At 50.6% G+C, this 21,301-nt stretch carries 20 protein-coding genes; 4 read left to right on the top strand and 16 right to left on the bottom strand.

The window, feature by feature from the left end; translation table 11 throughout:
* Positions 1-43 precede the first annotated feature (43 nt).
* Positions 44-547, top strand: coding sequence for a GrpB family protein (locus tag H8B09_RS09345; protein WP_318152568.1), 504 nt, complete (start codon positions 44-46; stop codon positions 545-547).
* Between the two features lie 50 nt (positions 548-597).
* Entirely contained in the window at positions 598-972 is a 375-nt protein-coding gene (locus H8B09_RS09340) for a hypothetical protein (protein ID WP_224753426.1), read from the top strand.
* 39 nt (positions 973-1,011) lie between these two features.
* Here the strand turns inward: H8B09_RS09340 and H8B09_RS30865 are convergent, their stop codons facing one another.
* From H8B09_RS30865 to H8B09_RS09330, 3 genes are all read right to left on the bottom strand, one after another.
* Positions 1,012-1,146: a hypothetical protein gene (locus tag H8B09_RS30865; protein ID WP_263576127.1), complete on the bottom strand. Its 135-nt coding sequence runs from the start codon at positions 1,144-1,146 to the stop codon at positions 1,012-1,014.
* Positions 1,147-1,162: 16 nt separating this feature from the next.
* Positions 1,163-1,510: a helix-turn-helix domain-containing protein gene (locus tag H8B09_RS09335; protein ID WP_224753512.1), complete on the bottom strand. Its 348-nt coding sequence runs from the start codon at positions 1,508-1,510 to the stop codon at positions 1,163-1,165.
* Between the two features lie 141 nt (positions 1,511-1,651).
* Positions 1,652-2,191: a DUF6886 family protein gene (locus H8B09_RS09330; protein WP_191203232.1), complete on the bottom strand. Its 540-nt coding sequence runs from the start codon at positions 2,189-2,191 to the stop codon at positions 1,652-1,654.
* A gap of 133 nt (positions 2,192-2,324) precedes the next feature.
* Between H8B09_RS09330 and H8B09_RS09325 the strand changes: the two genes are divergently transcribed.
* Positions 2,325-2,789, top strand: coding sequence for a DUF2691 family protein (locus H8B09_RS09325; protein WP_191203231.1), 465 nt, complete (start codon positions 2,325-2,327; stop codon positions 2,787-2,789).
* A gap of 101 nt (positions 2,790-2,890) precedes the next feature.
* Here the strand turns inward: H8B09_RS09325 and H8B09_RS09320 are convergent, their stop codons facing one another.
* From H8B09_RS09320 to H8B09_RS09275, 10 genes are all read right to left on the bottom strand, one after another.
* A complete protein-coding gene (locus tag H8B09_RS09320; protein WP_318152566.1) occupies positions 2,891-3,946 on the bottom strand; it encodes an SAM-dependent methyltransferase in 1,056 nt (351 codons plus the stop codon).
* Entirely contained in the window at positions 3,943-4,731 is a 789-nt protein-coding gene (locus H8B09_RS09315) for an ABC transporter ATP-binding protein (protein ID WP_191203230.1), read from the bottom strand. The genes H8B09_RS09320 and H8B09_RS09315 overlap by 4 nt, the downstream gene beginning before the upstream one ends.
* 27 nt (positions 4,732-4,758) lie before the next feature.
* A complete protein-coding gene (locus H8B09_RS09310) occupies positions 4,759-5,094 on the bottom strand; it encodes a cyclic-phosphate processing receiver domain-containing protein (RefSeq protein WP_191203229.1) in 336 nt (111 codons plus the stop codon).
* On the bottom strand, positions 5,091-5,927 hold the full coding sequence (locus tag H8B09_RS09305) for a deoxyribonuclease IV (protein ID WP_191203228.1): 837 nt from the start codon (positions 5,925-5,927) through the stop codon (positions 5,091-5,093). The genes H8B09_RS09310 and H8B09_RS09305 overlap by 4 nt, the downstream gene beginning before the upstream one ends.
* 1 nt (position 5,928) lies before the next feature.
* Positions 5,929-6,744 carry a bifunctional DNA-formamidopyrimidine glycosylase/DNA-(apurinic or apyrimidinic site) lyase gene (mutM, locus tag H8B09_RS09300; RefSeq protein WP_191203227.1) on the bottom strand — a complete coding sequence of 272 codons (816 nt, stop codon included), beginning with the start codon at positions 6,742-6,744 and terminating at the stop codon, positions 5,929-5,931.
* Positions 6,745-6,780: 36 nt separating this feature from the next.
* Positions 6,781-7,593 (bottom strand): HAD-IIA family hydrolase, encoded by an 813-nt coding sequence (locus H8B09_RS09295; RefSeq protein WP_224753425.1) that lies wholly within the window; start codon positions 7,591-7,593, stop codon positions 6,781-6,783.
* On the bottom strand, positions 7,590-8,687 hold the full coding sequence (locus H8B09_RS09290) for a Gfo/Idh/MocA family protein (protein WP_191203226.1): 1,098 nt from the start codon (positions 8,685-8,687) through the stop codon (positions 7,590-7,592). Before H8B09_RS09290 ends, H8B09_RS09295 begins: the two co-directional genes overlap by 4 nt.
* A gap of 1,614 nt (positions 8,688-10,301) precedes the next feature.
* A complete protein-coding gene (locus H8B09_RS09285) occupies positions 10,302-11,675 on the bottom strand; it encodes a ribonuclease H-like domain-containing protein (RefSeq protein ID WP_191203225.1) in 1,374 nt (457 codons plus the stop codon).
* Between the two features lie 34 nt (positions 11,676-11,709).
* On the bottom strand, positions 11,710-13,959 hold the full coding sequence (locus H8B09_RS09280) for a DEAD/DEAH box helicase (RefSeq protein ID WP_191203224.1): 2,250 nt from the start codon (positions 13,957-13,959) through the stop codon (positions 11,710-11,712).
* A gap of 184 nt (positions 13,960-14,143) precedes the next feature.
* Positions 14,144-15,124 (bottom strand): metal-dependent hydrolase, encoded by a 981-nt coding sequence (locus H8B09_RS09275; protein ID WP_191203223.1) that lies wholly within the window; start codon positions 15,122-15,124, stop codon positions 14,144-14,146.
* A gap of 203 nt (positions 15,125-15,327) precedes the next feature.
* On the opposite strand from H8B09_RS09275, the gene tlp reads away from it, so the two are divergent.
* Positions 15,328-15,552, top strand: a complete 225-nt coding sequence (gene tlp / locus H8B09_RS09270; protein WP_224753424.1) for a small acid-soluble spore protein Tlp — start codon at positions 15,328-15,330, stop codon at positions 15,550-15,552.
* A 92-nt stretch (positions 15,553-15,644) separates the two neighbouring features.
* On the opposite strand, the gene rnz is transcribed toward tlp, so the two are convergent.
* The 3 genes from rnz to H8B09_RS09255 all read right to left on the bottom strand — a co-directional run bounded on the left by rnz (position 15,645) and on the right by H8B09_RS09255 (position 21,263).
* Positions 15,645-16,571, bottom strand: coding sequence for a ribonuclease Z (rnz, locus tag H8B09_RS09265; RefSeq protein ID WP_191203221.1), 927 nt, complete (start codon positions 16,569-16,571; stop codon positions 15,645-15,647).
* 185 nt (positions 16,572-16,756) lie between these two features.
* Entirely contained in the window at positions 16,757-20,197 is a 3,441-nt protein-coding gene (metH, locus tag H8B09_RS09260) for a methionine synthase (protein WP_191203220.1), read from the bottom strand.
* Between the two features lie 280 nt (positions 20,198-20,477).
* Positions 20,478-21,263 carry an HAD family hydrolase gene (locus tag H8B09_RS09255; RefSeq protein WP_191203219.1) on the bottom strand — a complete coding sequence of 262 codons (786 nt, stop codon included), beginning with the start codon at positions 21,261-21,263 and terminating at the stop codon, positions 20,478-20,480.
* Between the last annotated feature and the right edge of the window lie 38 nt (positions 21,264-21,301).

Below are 21,301 nucleotides of genomic sequence, written 5' to 3'. Positions count from 1 at the left end.
TACAATTCCCCATTCAGAGTAGTTAGACAACTAGGAGGTACTTGTGGAGAACGTTAAGATTGAACCGTACAATGAACAATGGCCAATGATGTATCAAAATGAGAAAAACAAAGTTGAAAGGATCATGGCCGATAAAGCGATAGCCATTGAGCACATTGGGAGCACTTCTGTTCCGGGGCTAACAGCAAAAGCTGTTATTGATTTCATGGTCGGTGTACGGGAATTAATCGAGGTTGAGCCTTATATAGAACCACTGGCGCAGATTGGTTACGAGCATGTATACCATGAAGCGTTTCCGAATCGGAGGTTTTTCAGGAAAGGTCAATGGAGAGCCGGAACGCATCACATGCATGTATATGTCTATGGCAGCGATGAATGGAACAACCAGTTGGCGTTTCGAGACTATTTGATTGGGCATCCCGAGGCGTTGAAGGAATATGACCGATTAAAAAAAGAGCTTTCGCTCAAGTATCCTCATGATAGAGCGACTTATACGAGCGCTAAGCATCCTTTTATAACGGAGATTATTCAACGGGCTAGAGGCTAGACATTAACAACCACAAGGAGATCGAATGGTCGGAATCGGGGGGGAACGAATTGAAGAGAAAGACAAGAGATATCACAGTTCGAGAGCAACAATTTGTCTATGTCATCAATCAGAAATACCATCAAGGAAGGAGTTATGTTACGTTGAACATCTCTCCTAAGGAACTTAAGAACAACATCTGCTCCTTCCTATTCGACACATGGGATGATCCGATTGCAGGGAGTCCTTTGTTTGTTGGCATTTCATTGAATGAACTTGGATCAGGCCATTTGGACACAATAAATTTGCAGCATCCGCGGCTGGTTCGTCAATTTATTATGTATGCCTTGGACCATGGCTGGACAGGTGCACAGAGAATTACATTTCCAGATGGGCTTGAGGTTATACAGAGGTTGGGATATGACGTTAGCCTACTGAAGAAGTAACCAACCATCTGCATAACTGCACTTGCTGTTATATCGCTTCTAAACGTGGTATTTCTCAACCGGTGCATCGAGAACCCACTCTAGAATCTCGATTTTGCCTTTGACGGCTTCTAATTCTCTTGCGTTCTCTTCACTATGTAAATTAGGCAGCAACTGCTGTAATTGAATGATCATTCGTTTAATCTGGTCTTCAGATCTCAGGGTTCTCACCTTCCATTTTGTTGAGTATGATCCAGATGTTCATCAACGTTTTCTTCTTCACAGCTGATGCAAATTTCACATCCGTAAGCCATGCATCTTCATCATTGTCATATTTGCGCACACTTAACAGTTCATCTATAGACATCTCATACAATTCAGAGATTTTAATTAATATTTCTAAACTGGGCATCCGCTCGCCGCGTTCATAGTTACTCATTGAAGATGTACCGATATTGAGTTGTTTGCACACTTCAACTGCGGAGAGTCCTTTGTTAAGTCTAACTTGCTTCAATCGCCGACCAATTTTCTCTGCAAAAGAAAGATTATTATTACTCATAACCAATACCGCTATCCTCCAGCACGATCTAGTCGTATAGTGTATTAGCATTAATCATATCACTTAACATCCATTAACGTCGAGAATTCGTTCCAGACATTATGTATCACATGTTAACTTTTTATAAAGATTTGGAAACTATTATTCAGTCAACCATGTGCTTGCTTCCATTGGTGCAGCATTACCGAACTGATGTATTCCGAAGTCTGTTAGGCTGGAATTCAAGATGGCATTACGAAGCGGATGAAGATTAGGTGTGAGTCGAATATCGATGTTGAGCTGAATGAGCAGATCAAGCGGATTGGTGATGACATCCATTTTGATCGGCGTAATGATCTCCTCGGAGATGTAGTAACCTGCATACTTGTCAAAAAGCCTGAATGATTCCGAAGGCAACTCGTAACGGTACAAGGCAGCTTTCTCGATCCTCTCGTACCAGCCCGTCTCAACCGTCATGACGATGTCTGACGCCGTGGTGCCGAAGAAACGAATGTTATCTTCCTCGGATAGATCCTCTGACCGCGTGCAAATAATTCTCGGACAATCTCGTGGGACATAAAACGTGAACTGATGCTCCTCATCGATCGCCCATACGACCGGGGGCATGTCTTCACGAGTCGCCTTAGCTCTCGGATGGAACACTTCAATATCACTCGAACTGCTGAAATGAAACAGCTTCATTCATAACCTCCACCTATATAATGGGTTACGCTAGTTCTTCCTAATCATGGAATTGCATTCTAGCATAACTCTTCACATTCCATCAATATGAAATTATCATTCGCTATCCAGAGCGCGTCAGGAGGAGGTCAGTATGAGCCGAGGAATTAGCTTCGTAATCCGCAATGAATATGGCAGCGTCCTTAAGTATATGCTCGCGCCCCTTCCTGTTGCTGCATACAACTGGTATGTCGGCGGCGAAGAGTCCTACCGTGTTGTGGAAAATGAAATGGAGCCCCTCTTTACGCGGGAATACTTCGGAATGGATGGCTCAACGCTTCAGCAGATCATTGAACATCCGAATGTTTATTTGATCTTTCTAGGGCTCAAAGCATTTCCGTTCAATTCCGAAATCATAGACGTCAGAACGTATGAGGAGTTTCTAAGCAGCGATTGTCAGTTCTTACTCCTTATCATTGATTCGGTGTATGTCGCTATGTATTGCAAAGATCAGATTCTGCTCGCGGATCTGTACTATAATGCGATGAATCTAGGGTACGAGAAAGTCCAATACATTACAGATGACAATGATTTTAGAACCAAGCTGTCGGTTTGGTGAAATGATAATTCGCCTCCCTACCAATTAGCACATTTAGAGACGGTTTCTCCCCCTATGCGCAAAAAAAGACGTGCCACCTTCCGGGGTACGCCTTCCTACCATTAATATTGTTTCGTCATAAACAACGTAATTTCCTCGCGATTATGGAACAGTTGCTTCGCGCGATGCACGATGAAGGCCGACTCCAGCTTTGCAATGACATCGCGGATCGTCTGCAACGGCTTGCGGTGCATGAGCTTAATCGTAACGATAGCCGTAGCGCCGTACGCCAGCGACTCGTTCAGATCAAGCACCAGCTTCACCATCTGCATCGGACTCCAGCTCATGTCGCACACGAGCAGGTCGAACGTGTTTGGCTTGAACTTGACCTCTGAAGCGTTGCGCTTCAGATATGTCAGCTTCGGATGATTGCGCAGCGACGGATGCATTGCACCTGGATCAATAGCTGTAACAGACACGCCGCGCTCTAGCAGGAGCGATGTCCACCCGCCAGGCGCTGCACCAATGTCAATCGCTTCACGGTACTGAGTATAATCCAATCCGAAGGCGCGTTCCGCCTCCAGTAACTTAAACTTCGCGCGAGAGATCTGTTCTTCCTCCCGCTGGAATCGAATAGCTCCACCTGGCCAATCCGACATCAACTCATCTGGCGTTCCGAATCCAACGTACAACTGATCCTTCACCGCGTAGATCGAGACGATAATCTCTGGGCTGCGCTGATCAGCCGTTGCACCAATATCGCGAAGGACGCCATCAAGGGATGTCTTCGTATCGAAAACGGAATGCGGATACGCGCATCCTTCCGCACGACGAACATGGACAGCCGTACGTCGGCCGCGAAGTATCTCCTGCGCTTGACCAACAATATTTGCCAACAATGGCAGCACTGCCGACTCTTCCGTTTCTGTCAAATTCAAAGACCCGTCGATGGGTTGAATGTGACGAAGGAAAACCGGCGGCTGCATCTGCAGCTGTCTTAACGTTTCTTCCCTGTTAAGCGGACTTTCGATGATAAAAGTCTCTGCCGGTGCTAGAATGCGGACAGCCGACCCATCAATCGATCGACGCACTTCCTCCATCGCTAACGGGGCATAACCTGTATTTGAGGTTCCGATCCATGTCGTGACCAGCTTATTATCTGTATCATTGAAGCTCACACTGCGGCTCCCTTCTCCGAAGGCACCACACGAATCCAAGGGCGCCCATGCTGCCAATCGATTTCAATCGGCAGCTCATACGCTTCGCTAAGAACGGAAGGCTGCAGCACTTCCTCCTTCGGACCCGCTGCTGCAATCCGTCCTCCGCTTACTAGCGCGACGTGCGTAAATAATGGCATAATTTCTTCGATATGATGCGTGACATAAATAACGGTAATATCCCGCTTGCGCAAATTGTCCAAATCAACAAGCAACTTCTCCCGCTCGTACAAGTCTAAGCCCGAGCATGGCTCGTCCATTATAAGGAGCTTAGGATCCTGCATCAATGCACGTGCCAGCATGACCTTCTTCCGCTCCCCTTGCGACAACGTCGAGAGCGTCTGTTCCGCCGTATGAAGCAGTCCTACCTCATCGAGCAATCCAAGCGCCTTCGCTTTCACTTCTTCCGGAATATCCTGATAGAAGCGAAGAAACGCGTATTCCCCAGTAGCGACAACTTCCCATACCGGATCGCGAAGCGTCAACTTCTCCATAAGCGACTGTGAGATATATCCGATCTGCTTGCGCACTTCGCGTACATCGCATTCACCATATCGGTTACCAAGCACATCAACGGTCCCGCTCGACGGGAATTGATAGCCGTTCATAAACTCCAGCAGCGTTGTCTTGCCCGATCCATTACGTCCGAGAATGACCCATTGCTCGCCCTTTTGCACATGAAAGTTAACGCCGTTTAATATCGTCCTATCACCGCGTATGAACGAAATATCCTGCATATGTATCATCATCGTTCCCCTTCCACTCTCCGCATTCTAAGCCTGCTGCGCCACTTTATCCTTCACTTCATCCGGCATAGGTCCGTAATGAAGCTCCGTTGTTATTGGCGCATGCTCCGACAGAAGCCGGTACATTTGCATTCGACCATATTCACTAGACGTATGTAAATACACTTCATGCGGCCATATTTGTTCCTTCACCATATATTCGACGACCTCAAGCCCCGTTGACTCGCCATAACCGAGATCATAATCGAGCGATAAAATGCCGATCGATAGTTCCCCTAACATCAGCTTACATTCATCCGCATTCCTCGCAAGCAAGAAGCCTTTCGGGCACGCCCGATAATCATCAAGAAATAAATGGTTCATCGCTTCATTCCCCATTCCTTCATCCGCATCAACTGGCTCTTATGAGAGCCTGTCCCGTCCGTCGGCGTCTCTAGAATAAATGGAATATGGGCTAATGCAGGCTCGGTCAGCATCCAGCGAAGTCCATCTTCTCCAATGCGGCCTTCGCCGATTATAGCGTGCCTATCCTTCCGCATACCCGAATCATAGAGACTATCGTTGAAATGAATCGCCGCAATATGCGGCAGCACACCTGTTTCTGCAGCCTTAGTCAACCATGGCGCGTGGGGCTCACCGTTCCAGCCACCGCTCGCGAACAGATGGCATGTATCCATGCAGAATCCGATCAACTCCGGCCTTTTGCACAACTTCCGTATCGTCGCCAGCTCCTCGAACGTCGTCCCCATGAATGCGTGGTCGCCTGCTTGATTCTCGATCAGCAGCTTGGCATGGCCTGACCAGCGGCTCGTCACTTCGTCCAGTGCAGCGATAATATGCTGATAGCCAACCAGCGGTTCCGGTCCCTTATAGATGCCAAAATGAACAACCACTCCGATAGACCCGCAGCTCTGCGCGATGTCCAGATCATTCAGGAGCGATTCGACGGTTCGTTTCCGCTGGCTCAGATCTTCGGCAGCCAAGTTTGTTGGATATGGCGTATGCGCGATGGACACCAATCCATGCTCAGCGCAATAGGCCGCACAACGCAATGCATCCGCGCGGTCGAATGATTTGATCGACAACCCACGCGGATTTTTTGGAAAATATTGAAACGATCCTGCCCCCGCCTCTGCCGCTCGAACGGCAGCTGCCCGATAGCCTCCACGTGTACTTACATGGCAGCCATAGCTCATATTAGCCCTCTGGCTGGCAGGTCGGGCAGTAGAAAACCTTCTTCGTCGCAACCTCGCCCCGCTCAATTGCAGTTCCACATTGTACGCAAGGTTCTCCGACGCGGTCATAGACGCGGCAGCGCTCATCAAAGCCGCCTGTCAATGTATCTTCACGTGTGAAAGGCGCATCCATATAACCGCCATAGGCAGTAGCCTCACGCAGCACAGATTGCATGGCACGGAACAACCGCTCCCAGTCATCCTCTTTAAGCGCAGGAATGCGTACGGTTGGACGAATCGATGCTATAAAGCAGATCTCATCCGCATAACAGTTGCCAATGCCGGCAATCGTATGCTGGTCGACCAGTGCTGTCTTAAGCGCTCCGCGTTTGCCCTTGAAACGCTCCTTGAACTTGCTAACCGTCAGTCTCGTATCCAGCGGTTCTGGGCCGAGCTCTTGGAAGCGCTCAATCGCTTCCTTCGCTGTAACGAGATGCACATAACCTAGACGTAGTCCGATTCCGAACAATTTGTGCTCACCGAACGACAGCTCCACTTGAACGTTGCGATCAGGACGATCTTCCTCATCACCATAATAGAGTGAACCGCCTAACATGAGATGAATAATGAGTCGCCTTCCATCATCGAGATGCAGCAGCAGATGCTTGCCTCTCCGTTCAACGAACCAGACGACCCGGCCTACAACAGCTTCAATAAACTGCTCTGGCGGCATATTAATCGTTTTGTCGCGGGTGACGACTACGCCTGTTATCGTTCTGCCGGCGATTCGCTCCGACAGAAGCTTGCGATACGTTTCCATTTCAGGCAGCTCCGGCATCCATCATCTTCCTTCCTGTCCGTACGTTTGCTTCTCTTATTGCCTGATTCGTTCCAATATATACGAGCCGAGTGCATCCAGATCCGCGCACACGACATCCGCGCGGCAGCCCGCCTTCTCCGCATACATTTCAAGGTTATCCGCGGTAGTAAGACCGGTCAACACCAGTGCTGTTCCACAGCCTGCGGCTTTGCCGGCACCAATATCCGTTGCTAGGTTATCGCCAACAACCCATGTCTCATCTGCACGAGCACCAAGTCGCTTCAGCGCATAGTTCATTAGAATGGCCGACGGTTTGCCGACTACAATCGGCACCTGTCCGCTAGCTGCTTGGATCATTGCACCAATCGAGCCGGCGCCTGGCATAAGTCCATGCTCCGACGGGAGCAGCAGATCCGGGTTGGTCATCACGAACTTCGCGCCTTTGAGCAGCTGGTCTACAGCGCCAGCCACCTTGGCATACGTCAATTCGCGGTCGATGCCTTGCAGTACGATGTCTGCTCCATTCTCAACCGGTTCCAGACCGGCACTAATCGCTGCTTCACGCAACCCTGTCTCCCCGATGATGTATACTCGTGCACCAGGGTGGATCGATGCTACGTATTCAGCAGCAGCACTAGCAGAAGTGCATACATCTTCAGGCGTTGCTGGAAGCCCCATGCCGCGTAGTCGGGCGGCAAAGGCATCCGGCGTGAGTGATGAATTGTTCGTTACATAACGAAACGGGATATTGTGATCGATCAGCAATTGCATGAGACGATCTGCACCTGGAATCATTACGCTGCCATGGTAGAGCGTTCCGTCGAGATCGAGCAGAACTCCTTTCATCGGCTTCAGATGAGATGTCATACCGAACCACCGCCTGCTGTGGACTGCAGAATGCGGTCAATCCATCCTTCTACGATTACACCGTCTTTCAGGGTAGGTGCAATATCAGACCAACGGTCATCGCCGGACAGACGAAGAATGTAATGATGCAGCGCGCCAAAATGGTTATCCACAGAGAAGCCCATCGTCGACTTCTCGTCTGGAATCAGTGCAAGAGACGAAGGCTCCGGTCTAGCGCCGAGACTGCCCTTCAGCAAATGAACCGCTGGAACCGCATCCCGTTCCAAATCGCATGTAATGGAACCACGCGTGCCGACGATTTGAATATCGAAAGCATCCGAACCCAGCGCAACACGAGATACTTCTGCCATACCATTAATGCCGGAGGAAGTCGTCAGGTGAATAATCGCCCAGTCATCGACATGAACCTCAACTAACTCGCTGCTTCCTGCAGCCGACGGACGACGTTTAACATGTGTATGTACACGGCCTTCCGCATGCTCGATATCTCCGAACCAGTAACGGAACAGATCAAGCGCATGCACGCCAAGGTCACTAATAGCGCCGCCACCCGACATCTTATTATCCAACCGCCAGCTGATCGGACGCTCAGGATTCAAGTAGCCGGAACGACGATATGCGATTTTACATTGTAAAATATCTCCTACTACCTGCTCGCGCACCAGCTCACGAATGCGCATCGATGCAGGATGGTAGCGGAACGTAAACGCCAATTGCTGCATAAGGCCAGATTCATTCACTGCCGCTTCCAACGCTTCAGATTGTGGAAACTGATCCGTTATCGGCTTCTCGCAATAGATCGCTTTGCCGCCAGCAATAGCTGCTCTTACATCTGCATCATGGCGATTGTTCGGAGAACAAATATCGATAACATCAACCTGCTCGTCAGATGCCGCTTCCTCTACGGTCGACACGACGCGGCGGAAGCCGATTGCTTCTGCTTGCGCATGGTTTGTGTCTGGATTGCGAGTAATAATGGTATCAAGCACTGGCAGTGCCGGGACTTGCTTAATAATCGGCAGCGCTCGCAACGCTGTCATATGAGTCTTCGCTATATTGCCGAAGCCGCTGAATGCAAATCGAATGGTTTTCATGTTGTTTCCCCCTACTGCAGTCACTTCAGTCGTCCTACTAAACACCTATCAAACGAAGTATGGCCTTCTGCCACAATACCATAGCAACGCGTATATTGCCAAGTTAATGCATAGCCGGTCAGCTAATTCCTCCCTGCTTGGGAGGACTCAAGGGGCGCTGCCCCTTGGACCTCCTGTTTAACTTACTCCACTCCCACCCAAACCCTCCCTCTCCCAAGAGGGAGGGCTCCAGAGGCCTCAGCTTATGCTTCCGATGTGGTTTCCTCGCGGAAACCTTTACCTCTGGACTCCTGGACTCGCGTTCTAGCGGCTTGGGTGGAGGGATCGCTTTCGTCCCTGTTCGGGACACGCTTTACGTTTGAGGGGACTAGATACGGTCGATGTTTGTTCTCGACCATTTGTACGTGCTAGGAGTCGCTTGTCGTCCCTCCGGGACACGCTTTTGGTTGGCGCTCGAACGAGTTAAGGGGCTCCGCCCCTCAAACCCCGTTATTTTCGTACCGTTGAAACCTTGGGGATTGAGGGCTGTGCCCCCTATACCCGTTTACTTACTCCACTCCCTCCCAAACCCTCCCTCTCCCAAGAGGGAGGGCTCCAGAGGCCTCAGCTTATGCTTCCGATGTGGTTTCCTCGCGGAAACCTTTACCTCTGGACACCTGGACTCGCGTTCTAGCTGCTTGGGCGGAAGGAGCGCTTTCGTCCCGGGTCGGGACACGCTTTACGTTTGAGGTGACTAGATACGGTTGATGTTTGTTCTCGACCACTTGTACGTGCTTGGAGTCGCTTGTCGTCCCTCTGGGACACGCTTTTGGTTGGTGCTCGAGCGAGTTAAGGGGCTTCGCCCCTCAAACCCCGTTATTTTCGTTCCAGTAAAACCTCTAGTGATTGAGGGCTGCGCCCCCTTATATGCAATTAATTATTCCACACTCCCTCCCTCTCCCAAGAGGGAGGGTTCCAAAGGCCTCAGCTTATGCTTCCGATGTGGTTTCCTCGCGGAAACCTTTACCTCTGGACTCCTGGACTCGCGTTCTAGCGGCTTGGGTGGAGGGATCGCTTTCGTCCCTGTTCGGGACACGCTTTACGTTTGAGGGGACTAGATACGGTCGATGTTTGTTCTCGACCATTTGTACGTGCTTGGAGCCGCTTGTCGTCCCTCCGGGACACGCTTTTGGTTGGTGCTCGAACGAGTTAAGGGGCTTCGCCCCTAATCCCTATTCAAACTGTTTTTCTCTATCCACCTATATCCTCCCTGCTAGGGAGGACCCCCGGGGTTTCCAACCCCGGAACTTCTGGCACCCTAGGTGCATAATTGCACCACCAATCATCACTACGCTTTTCCAAGCACATGTAGGTGCGTTTATGCACCTACGTGTGCCACTTCAACACTCACGACCTTACGTTGGTGTATTTCTACACCTATGTACAGCACTTCGACATTTCTAGTCCTACTTAGATGCATATCTGCACCTACGTGCATCACTCTCCGCCACTTCTGATTCCACGTATGTGCGTTTCTATACCTGCAGTGATCATCTCTCTGCTTTAAGGCTCCTGCGAAACAAAAAACAAGCGCTGCTCAGCATGCTTAGCAACGCTTACTCCAATCCTTACTACTTACTTCCCAGCTTTGCGCATAAGACGGTCGAGGCGATGGCGCAGCGCGTCGATTTCCTTGCGACGTTTGCTGTCCGCTCGGCCGCTGAGTGGTTGTTCGAGCGCCAGTTCCAATGCTGAGCGCGCATAGATCAGCGCTTGGGGCACATCTTTCACCTTGTGCTCATAGTACATCGACAGCTCGATATGCGCATCCCAATCCGGGAGGAAGCTGCGCTCAGCGGAACTGGCAGCCTTATTCCACAAGGAGATTGCATCTTCCCACTGCCCGAGCCGCTTATCGCGCTCTGCGAGCCGATTCCACACCGATGGCGATGCATCTGTCACGCGTCTCACATTAGCGAGCAGCGGTGCTGCTGAAGTCTCCTCGCCCATTCGTTCGAGCCACAGCCCTGTTCGAACAAGCTCTTCTGCCTCCGTCGGCATCGGCACTGCAGAACCGATTCGTCCTGCCAGCAGGTGACCGAATCGAATGGCGAGAGCAGCTAGTGACAGCATATCGATCTCATTGTGACGGAACACATCGAGCAGCGGCTTCGGATCGCCGTCTGCAAGATAAGCGAAATATCTGCCCGGTGCCTCCGAACCCGGCAGATCATCTTCTCGGAATACGCCAAGCCGCTCCTCCTCCACGTAGCTCAGCTTGCAGGACACAAGCGTGTTGCGCCAGATACTGCGCGACGGATGCAGAAAATCGAGATGAAGCGGTTCCCACACTTTGCTGCCGAATCCATTCATTATGAACCGGCTCTGTATAAGCGGCCAGTCGAACGTCCTTCCATTAAAAGTGACGAGGTACTGGAACTGCGGCAGCCGTGCCTTCAGATCGGCAAGCATCGCCCGTTCCTCTGCAGGATGTCGGATGATCGACTGTCGCACTACATAATGTTCACCCTCGAAGTAAGCTATGCCAAGCATGAACGGTACATTGCCCGTTCCCGCTCCCAGCCCTGTCGTCTCGAGATCGAGGAACAGCACATTGTCGGAACGAAGCGGCACGAACGATGCAGTTGCAGTTCCCGCAGATGCTGCGCCCATCACCTGCTCATCGCCATGAAACGCTGTCAAGGCACGAACAGCTTCTCCCCATTCCCCGAAAGAATGATGCCCATGATGGTAGTCGAGCGGGTACCGAATCTCTTTCGCCAGAAACTCACCCATCTCATTGCGCACCAGTCTCACATCATACGGCAGCCATTCAGGAGGCGATTCCGAATCCGACTGCTCAACGATTAAATCCTTGACCCCGACGTGTTCTTCTGCCGGGACGTTACCTACACTCTCCGCATCTATAACCGTATCCGCAGTTGCCGCAGCGGATACGTCCGCCTTCTCTCCGCGAAGCCGATTGAACCGATCGCGAAATGCGCTCATCGTCCCGCACCCGCTTCCCTACCATGAACCTTCATTATATTAACCCCAGCATTTCTACTGCCATTCGCTTCGCGTTTAACCCTTCGATTTGTGTACCAATGCAAGAAGGGCAACCGTCGGAGCAAGGGCATTTTTTTATTAAATTCTTCGCTGCCGTTTTAATTTCGTCGAAGCGCTTGTACACGTCTTCGGCTAACCCAATTCCACCAGGGTAATGGTCATATATAAAAATAGTTGGCAATTGCGTATGCTCGGCCCGAATCTGCGACACAACGTGAATATCGTTTCGGTCACACATCACATGGATCGGAATGATATGCCCCAGTACGTTGGCAATTCCTAATAGCAGCTGTTCAAGCGTTTTTGTGTCAATGCTCGAATCGACTTCCGTTAATTCCACCCAGGTCCCGCTGGTATGCAGTTCTTCTTCGGGTAGATTAATTGGCCCGTACCCAATGTTCTCGAAACTGGATAAACGGATTTTCTTGAAAATAGTGGGAATAGCATTGATTCTAACCTCACCGTAGTTAATAGAAGAAATGCGTCTTGTTTCCGTTTTGTCAATATCCAGAACATTAAGCTTAACGGCCAGATTTGCGTCTGTATAATATTCGACGTCAACCTCTCGAACGTAGGCCTTCTTATGTTCCCAGTCCAACTTCTCGACCTGGAACTGTACGCCCTCATGCAAATAAATGGCTTCATCATGCAGCAAGGTCATTGCGCTAAATCTGTCCATTTCTCCAATGATCTTTACGTTGGCTGTTTCTGTCTGGTCGACGATAATGACGTTCTCCTGGGCAGCAGATCGCAGACTTACTTCACTTGCCGGGAAAGACTGGTTTGCCCAATAATAACTATCCGTAACGCGGTGCAGCACTCTTTCTTCGACAAGGTATTCTAGAATTTCTTCTATATCACTAGGACCGAACGGTTCACCCGTCTTAAACGGAAGTTCATAAGATGCGCACCGCAGATGATCGACAAGGATAAGTAAATTCTCCGGGTTAATCCTCGCCGACTCCGGGGAACGATCGAAGAAGTATTCGGGATTCTGTACGATGTACTGATCTATAGGCGTATTGCTGGCTACCATTAATACCAGCGCTTCTCCATGTCGTCTGCCTGCCCGACCTGCTTGCTGCCATGTACTGGCGACGCTGCCAGGGTATCCGGTCATGATACAAACTTGCAATTGTCCGATGTCTACACCTAACTCTAAAGCATTCGTACTTACTACACCTAGAATATCGCCATTCCGCAGCCCTTTTTCAATTTCTCGCCGCTGATTCGGAAGATAGCCGCCGCGATAGCCTCGAATGGACTTCGCTGCAATTTCATTCTTCGTTAATTCCTGTAGATGACTTAAGATAATTTCAACCCTCACCCGGCTCCGGGCAAAAACAATGGTCTGTATTTTATTTGAAAGGAATTCCTTCGCTAACTCGTTGACCTCTACCGTAGAGCTTTTACGTAAATTAAGTGGTTGGTTAACGATTGGCGGGTTATAGAACACGAAATGTTTTCGCCCTTTCGGAGCTCCATTGTCATTGATAAGCCGCATAGGCTGGCCTGTCAGCTGTTCCGCTAATTCCTTCGGGTTGGCGATTGTCGCAGACGTACAAATAAATAAAGGGTTGCTGCCGTAAAACTTGCAGATTCGTTGAAGTCTTCGAATAACGTTGGCTACATGGCTGCCGAATACGCCCCGGTAGGTATGCAGCTCGTCGATAATGATGTATTTCAAGTTGCTGAATAAGCTTATCCATTTCGTATGATGCGGCAAGATAGCCGAATGGAGCATATCCGGGTTTGTTATGACGATATGCCCGACGGTCCGTACAATCTGCCGTATGGCCGGGGCGGTATCTCCGTCATACGTGAAGCTTTTTATATCAATGCCCATTTCGTTTATGATTTCGTTAAGTTCGCTTTTTTGGTCTTGCGACAGTGCCTTCGTTGGAAACAAATAAAGCGCCCGGCTGCCGTCGTCTTCCGCTATAGCCTGCAATACAGGCAGGTTATAACATAATGTCTTACCCGAAGCTGTCGGAGTCACAGCGACGATGTTTTCCCCTTTACGAACCGTTTCATAGGCTGTGTGCTGGTGCGTATATAATTCGGCTATGCCGCGTTTCTCCAAGGCAGCTTTAATTCGCGGGTCTACGCTGCCTGGCATAGGCCTTGTCTTTGATTCCTGCGGCTGTATCTCATGCCAATTAATAATATTCTCATTTCCCCGCAATTCCTCTATAAGCTGTGGAAGCGTCTTTCTCCGTAACAATGAATTCACCCCTCGACACTAGAACTGTTGTTCTTATTATAAATGTCCGTTGAAAAATAAAAAAGCCCTGGCGAGTGCCAAGACTTAACAAGTCGTATTACTTAAAGGATTCGGCTATTTAATTAGCGCCGACACGACGATCAAGTTCCAAGACATCATGAACCTTTTAAAGCCGTATTGAAAATCACACGTACGGCGGTTCCCACGTTTTTTTGTCCCAACCGAGTCTAGTGCTCATCACATTCAGATTGCGATCCAAAGTAACGGCCGCGCTGTAAGGCATCTTGTCGTTGCTCCAGAAACGAACATCGCTCCACGTCACTTCATAACCATCCAGCCGCTCCTGGATTTGCACATGAACGTTCGTAGCAAAAGCCATAAAGGCGCGCACGCCATCCGTCTGCATCGTCGCCAATGCTGGTTCTGTGCCGCTTAAAGTTGAAGTTTTCGCAATGGTTGCTTCTAGCACAATACCTTTACTGCTAATTTTGCCGGACTCATAACGATCTGGACCCTCCGCAACGAAATGCCATGCACGGCCAGACATTAACGGGAGCAGAGAAACACGGGTGAATTGCCCTAATGCTGCATACAGCTTACGCTGCCAGCGGATACGTTCAGTTAATCGCCATGCCATATACAATAGGGTTAGTCCATACAAACTTGCGAATACGGTCCCCATTGTGGAGGTTGGAACAAGACCCGCCAGCCAGATCAGGCCACAGAGCAGATGCGAACCGAAGATATAAGGATCGAACAAGCACAACGAGTCGAGATGGAGCCAGCGCCTGGTGAAAGGACGCAAACATTGCACGCCGTACCCGTTGAACAAATCGAGTGTAATGTGGAAACAGACTGCGAGGAACGTCCATAACAGGAGTAGTCCCAGATGATCCATTGCGCCGAACAGCCACGCCATTGGCCAGCCGATCACAACTGCCCACACCAGCGGTGCAGGAAGCGAATGCGTTATCCCGCGATGATTGCGCAAATAAGCAGTTTCTCCCTTCAGTCTAGCGACTGCGTCCAAATCCGGTGCATGACTGCCGAGCATCGAAGCGGCAATAAGCGCGTGCTGTAATGTCGGATCGGCAGCAACGGCTGGGAAGGCAAGTGCAGCGCCTGCTAGTGTGAAGCCGAGGAGCAGATGACTTGCAGAATCCATAACGATCTTCCTCCCTCACAAAAGAATCTGCTATACGCCCTATGCTAAGCGACAACCATTAACGTATTGTTTGCGAATTCTATCGAAATTGTAAGGAACACAATTGCGTGTATAAAGTAGCCAATGCTGTGCATCTTAAGCTAGGGCCCGGCGAAGATAGATCCCGGCCTACATAAACAACCTATAATGGAGGTTCAATGAACATGGCACCTAAACCGGATGACAGAAGCAACAACGCAGCGCGTCTGCGCGAATCGATTCAGAATACGCAGGACAATCTGCGTGAATCCGAAGACTACCTCGATGAGCATGCAGAAGAAATCGCACCAAGTGAATTGAACGCATTGAAACAGAAAAACAGCAATCGTCAATCCGCAATCTCCGGCTTCGAGAACGAATTGGAAGACGAAGAGCCGTTCGAATCCTAAGACCTCACCCGCCATCGCTATGACCAAAATAGGCTGTTCGAAACGCAGACGCACCGTCTGGCATTTCGAACAGCCTTTTTCAACCTATATCGTCAGCTTCTGCATGGGATGGCGAACACGTCTCCGTCGCTTGCCGCATCCGTCGCCGGGAATATCGTTCTTGCTTCGTCCGCAAGCCGATTCGCATCCGCAAGTTCATATCGCGAGCTAAAATGCGTCATCACCAGCTTATGCGCCCCTGCCTGCTTCGCAATCTCCGCCGCCTGCAGCGTCGTGGAGTGGCCATATGCCTCCGCCTTCTCTTCAAGGCCAGCGCCGAATGTCGCTTCATGCACAAGCAGATCCGCATCGTGCGCCAGCTTCACAGCTCCCTCGCAAGGCTTCGTATCGCCAAGAATCGTAACGATCCGTCCGCGGATGCTTGGCCCCATAACGTCCTTGGCACATACCTTTCGCCCATCTGGCAGTTCAATATCATTACCCGCCTTGAGACGACCATAGAGCGGACCTGCAGGAACCTGAGCATCCTGCAGCTTCCCAACATCAAGCCGGCCGGGACGATCATGTTCAACGACTCGGTAGCCGAAACATGGGACTCGATGCTCTAACGCCGCTGCTTCCACCCGGAACTGCCCATCATCGAACAATATACCTTCAACTGTTTCGACATAATGGATGTCATACGCAATATGAGAGCCGCTCAGCTCAAACAACGTGTCCACCATCTTCTGCAAGCCTGGCGGCCCATAGATGGTCACAGGGTCCACTCCCCCGTCATACGCACGTGTACTGAGCAGACCCGGTAATCCGAACACATGATCACCATGCAGATGCGTGATGAATATCCGGTCAATCCGATTCAGCTTAATCGGAGTATCGAGCAGCTTATGCTGCGTTCCTTCCCCTGCATCGAACAACCAGACCGATGACGATGGGGTCGGCAGCCGCAAAGCCATCGAAGTGACATTGCGCAGCTTGCTCGGCCTTCCCGCTCCCGTTCCTAATAAAGTAAGCTCCAAGCGTACGTTCTCCTTCCCAGCATTCAACGATGGATTACAATTCTCCTATGTGCAGTATGGCATGCGTCTCCAACTGTCATACGCACCAATCAGACGTTCCCTAATACAAACCTTACAGGAAGCACAAACACCTCCGGACGAGCCGCCCTGCTGACGGCGCCCGGAGGCATGGTTCATGCTTCTAATTAAGCTTTATCCACGTTAAAGTAACGTGCTTCTGGATGAGCGAATACCATCGCCGATACCGAAGCTTCCGGCTCCATCATGAATTCCTCGGTCAACTGTACGCCGATATCCTCTGGCTTCATAAGCTCGAACAGCGGTCCTTGATCCTCAAGGTTCGGACATGCTGGATAACCGAACGACACACGAATGCCAGTGTAGCGCGCGCCGTGACGCTGTGCCATCGTCATGTCGACAGGATCGGAGATGCCCCAGATATCGCGCATGATATGGTGAACGCGTTCTGCAAGGCCCTCTGCGAGCTCGATCGCGGTCGCTTGAATCGCATGCGAGAGCAGATAGTCGCCTTTGTCCTTGTACGCTTCCGCACGTTCACGGATGCCATGACCTGCCGTTACGACGAGGAAACCAACGTAATCCATCTCGCCGCTGTCCTTCGAACGAAGGAAGTCAGCCAAGCACAAGAATGGCTCTACGTTCTGGCGCGGGAACGAATAGCGATGCAGCACTTTAGAATGATCGGCTGGATCGTAGATAATGATGTCGTTGCCTTCCGATTGTGCCGGGAAGAAACGGTACATCGCATGTGTTTTGATCGAACCATTCGCAGCCGCATCGCGGATAATGCCGTCAACGGTTTCCTTCAGTTGTTCGGCCTTCGAATCGCCCGATGCGATAAGCTTATCGTAATTGCCCTTCAAGCCAAGGTGATGCCCCATCAGCGTCTGCATGTTCACATAAGGAACAACCTGTGCAACAGGGATGTTACGCAGTACGTGACGCTCCAAATCTGGCGGAACCATGACTGGCACTGTCGCCGATACGTTCGAACGTACCGCGCGAGTCAGCTCTGGCATAACTTTCGGCTCTTCCGCAATGCCGAAGCCTGCAGCGCGAAGCTCTGCATGATCGGCTTCGATTTTCTCACGATGCGTTGGATCAACCAACTTGTTCGCAATATCGAGCCCGTCCATTGCGTCCTTCGCATACAATACGAGACCATCATACTCCGGTGCAATCCGTGTCTTCGTGAACTTCCGCGTCAGTGCAGCACCGCCGACTAGAATCGGCGCGTCGATACCTGCAGAACGTAAGTCTTGTGCCGTTATGACCATCTGCGCAGCCGACTTAACGAGCAGACCCGACAGACCAATCGCGTCTGCCTTCTCATTGCGGTAAGCTTCGATCAGCTGCTCTGGCGGAACTTTGATGCCAAGGTTAATAATTTTGTAGCCATTGTTCGAGAGGATGATCTCGACAAGGTTTTTACCGATATCGTGAACGTCGCCTTTAACCGTTGCGAGAATGATTTTACCCTTAACGGACGACTCTTCCTTCTCCATAAACTGCTCCAGATGCGCAACCGATGCCTTCATGACCTCGGCGCTCTGCAGCACCTCTGCCACGATCAGCTCGTTGCCATTGAACAGTCGGCCTACTTCTTCCATGCCCGCCATGAGCGGACCGTTAATAATCTCGAGCGGAGCATACTTCGTCAGCGCTTCGTCCAGATCGGGAATGAGACCTTCCTTCGTACCTTCAACGACGTAAGAAGCAAGGCGCTCCTCCAGCGTCAGGTTCGTCGCTTTCTCCTTCTTCACGATCGTCTTATCGCGGAACGCTGCAACGAATGCTGCAAGCGTCTCATCATTCGTGTTGAAGATGAGATCTTCCGCAAGCTTCCGCTCTTCAGCAGAAATGGATGCGTAACGCTCGATTTTCTCCGAGTTAACGATCGCGTAATCCAGCCCCGCCTTGGTACATTCGTACAGATAAACGGAGTTCAGCACCTCGCGGCCTGCAGGCGGCAGACCGAAGGAGATGTTGGAGAGACCGAGAATCGTCTTCGCACGCGGATACTTCGCTTTAATCATCCGAATGCCTTCGATCGTCTCGACCGAGGAACCGATATATTGCGGGTCACCGGAACCAACCGGGAACATGTTCGGGTCAAAAATGATATCGTCCGGCGTAACGCCATATTTGTTCACGAGCAGATCATACGCACGGTCCGCTACTTCCATCTTCGCTTGACGCGATACCGCTTGACCCCGCTCATCGATCAGAATACAGACGACCGATGCGCCATATTTGTGCATCAGAGGAACGATCTTCTCGAACTTCGATTCGCCATCTTCTAAGTTAATGGAGTTTATGATTGCTTTGCCTTGCGAGTATTTGAGTCCGAGCTCAATAATATGATCGTAAGTCGAATCGAGCATGAGCGGCGCTTTAATCTTCTTCACCACTTGCGGAATGAATTGATGTACCGCGTACTCTTCATCCACATCCGTGTCCTGCAAGTTGATATCGATAATCTGAGCACCATTCTTCACCTGCGAGCGTGCAATCTCCGAAGCTTCGTCGAACGAACCTTCTTTGATGAGACGCTTGAAACGAAGCGAACCGGAGATGTTCGTCCGTTCGCCGACCATGATCGGACGGATAGCATCTTCGATGTAGACGGTATCGATGCCTGTTACTGCAGGCAAATGTTCGCCCACCTTAGAACGCGGCGCGAATTTCGCCATCGTCTCCGCCATCGCTTTAATATGTGCCGGCGTCGTTCCGCAGCAGCCGCCTGCTACGTTGAGCCAGCCGCTCTCCGCGAAGCCTGCCATCTTAGCAGCCAGCGAATCCGGCGTTTCGTGATACTGTCCGTTCTCGTCCGGAAGGCCCGCATTCGGATAGCAGCTGATCGCTGCGGACGAAATCTCATGCAACGTCCGGATATGATCACGCATAAACTCTGGACCTGTAGCGCAGTTTAGACCAATCGAGATCGGTTTCAAGTGCTCGAGCGACAGATAGAACGATTCAATCGTCTGACCTGCCAGCGTGGTGCCCATCGGTTCGATCGTACCCGAGATCATGATCGGAAGCTCTTTGCCTGTTGTTTCGATCGCTTGGCGAATACCGATACCGCCGGCTTTGACGTTCAACGTATCTTGGCTTGTCTCGAGCAGCAGCGCATCTACGCCAGCCTCAATGAGTGCTAGCGCCTGCTCATAATAGCTTTCAACTAACTGGTCGAACGTTACGCCGCCCGTAACCGACAGCGTCTTCGTTGTTGGTCCCATCGCACCAGCTACGTAACGCGGCTTGTCAGGCGTCGTATATTTTTTCGCTGCATCGACAGCCAGCTTAGCTGCAACTAGATTCAGCTCGCGCGCTTTTTCGGGAATATCGTACTCTTGCAGTACGACGCTCGTTGAACCGAATGTATTCGTTTCCAGAATATCGGCGCCAGCTTCCAAGTATTGTTCATGTATCTTTTGAATGACATCAGGACGCGTCAATACGAGCATTTCGTTACAGCCTTCGAGTTCCTCACCGCCAAAATCCTCAGCAGTCAGGTCCACTTGCTGAATCATTGTACCCATAGCGCCGTCCATAATCAGAATGCGTTCTTGCATCAACTGCTTCAAGTCGGGTTTCGTCATGCTAACATCACTTCGCTTTCGACAAAATCATTACCTTACAGTCTAACAGAATCCTGACAACGTGAAAAGGACAATCCGTCGACAGGCGCTTTAATTTGCATTACTTTGCAGGAGAATCAAGCACAATTTTACTACATAAGATCGTTAGCGTTTCTCATCTCCAATTGGAAATAGGGAACTTTGAACATTACAAAAGGGCGTTCCCATCATCGGCTGATGATCGGGAAACGCCCTCTATTCATCCTGTATCTGCTGTCGTGCTTGTGCAGATTATGTTCGACTATTCGATAATTGGGAGCAGCTCTTCCAGATGCGTAATTTCAAATGAAGGTACGATCTCATCCGTACGCTGCATGCCGTGACGGTTAATCCACACCGAGGTCATGCCTACCGTGTTCGCACCGAGAATGTCCGTCGTCAGCTTGTCGCCGACCATAACGCCCTCTTCCGGTGTAATGCCCAGCTTCTCCATAGCGTGTTGGAAGATGGAAGCGTCAGGCTTGCCTTTACCGAATGCGCCAGAAATAATAATGTGGTCGAAGTACGGAATCAAATTCGGTACGCCGTCCAGCTTCTCTTGCTGCAAGTCAGGCGAACCGTTCGTCAGAAGAAGCAGCTTGTACTTGCCCTTCAGATGGTCCAGCAGACGGAACGTTTCCTCATATACATAAGAACGCGAACGGCGTTCAGCTGGGAACTTCTCCGCAAGCTCAGCGCCAAGGGCTGCATCTTCAATGCCAAGTGCTTTCAAGCCGAGCGTCCAAGAATCTTTGCGGTAGCCAGGCGCTAGCGCCTGCATTGCACGGAACGATTCCAGTTCACCGCCTGTGAAATTGCCCCACATGCCTTCGAACGGGTTAATGCCGATCATCTTCGTGAATGGGAACGTCTCGTACGATTCATACAGAGCGCGTGCTTCCTTGCGTACGGATTCCTCGAGCGCTGCCACGTCTACGCCAGTTTTCTCGGCTGCATAGCGGCAAGTCGCCTCGAACGCCTCCTTCACACTGCGATCGTCCCACAGCAAAGTATCATCCAAATCGAAAAGAACTGCCTTCTTAGCCATTGATCTTGTCTCTCCCTACTCAACTCTTCTATGGTCGT

Origin of the sequence: Paenibacillus terricola, from assembly GCF_014779765.1 — a bacterium.
Classification (GTDB): domain Bacteria; phylum Bacillota; class Bacilli; order Paenibacillales; family Paenibacillaceae; genus Paenibacillus_T; species Paenibacillus_T terricola.
This window is presented reverse-complemented; position numbering and strand designations above follow the sequence as displayed.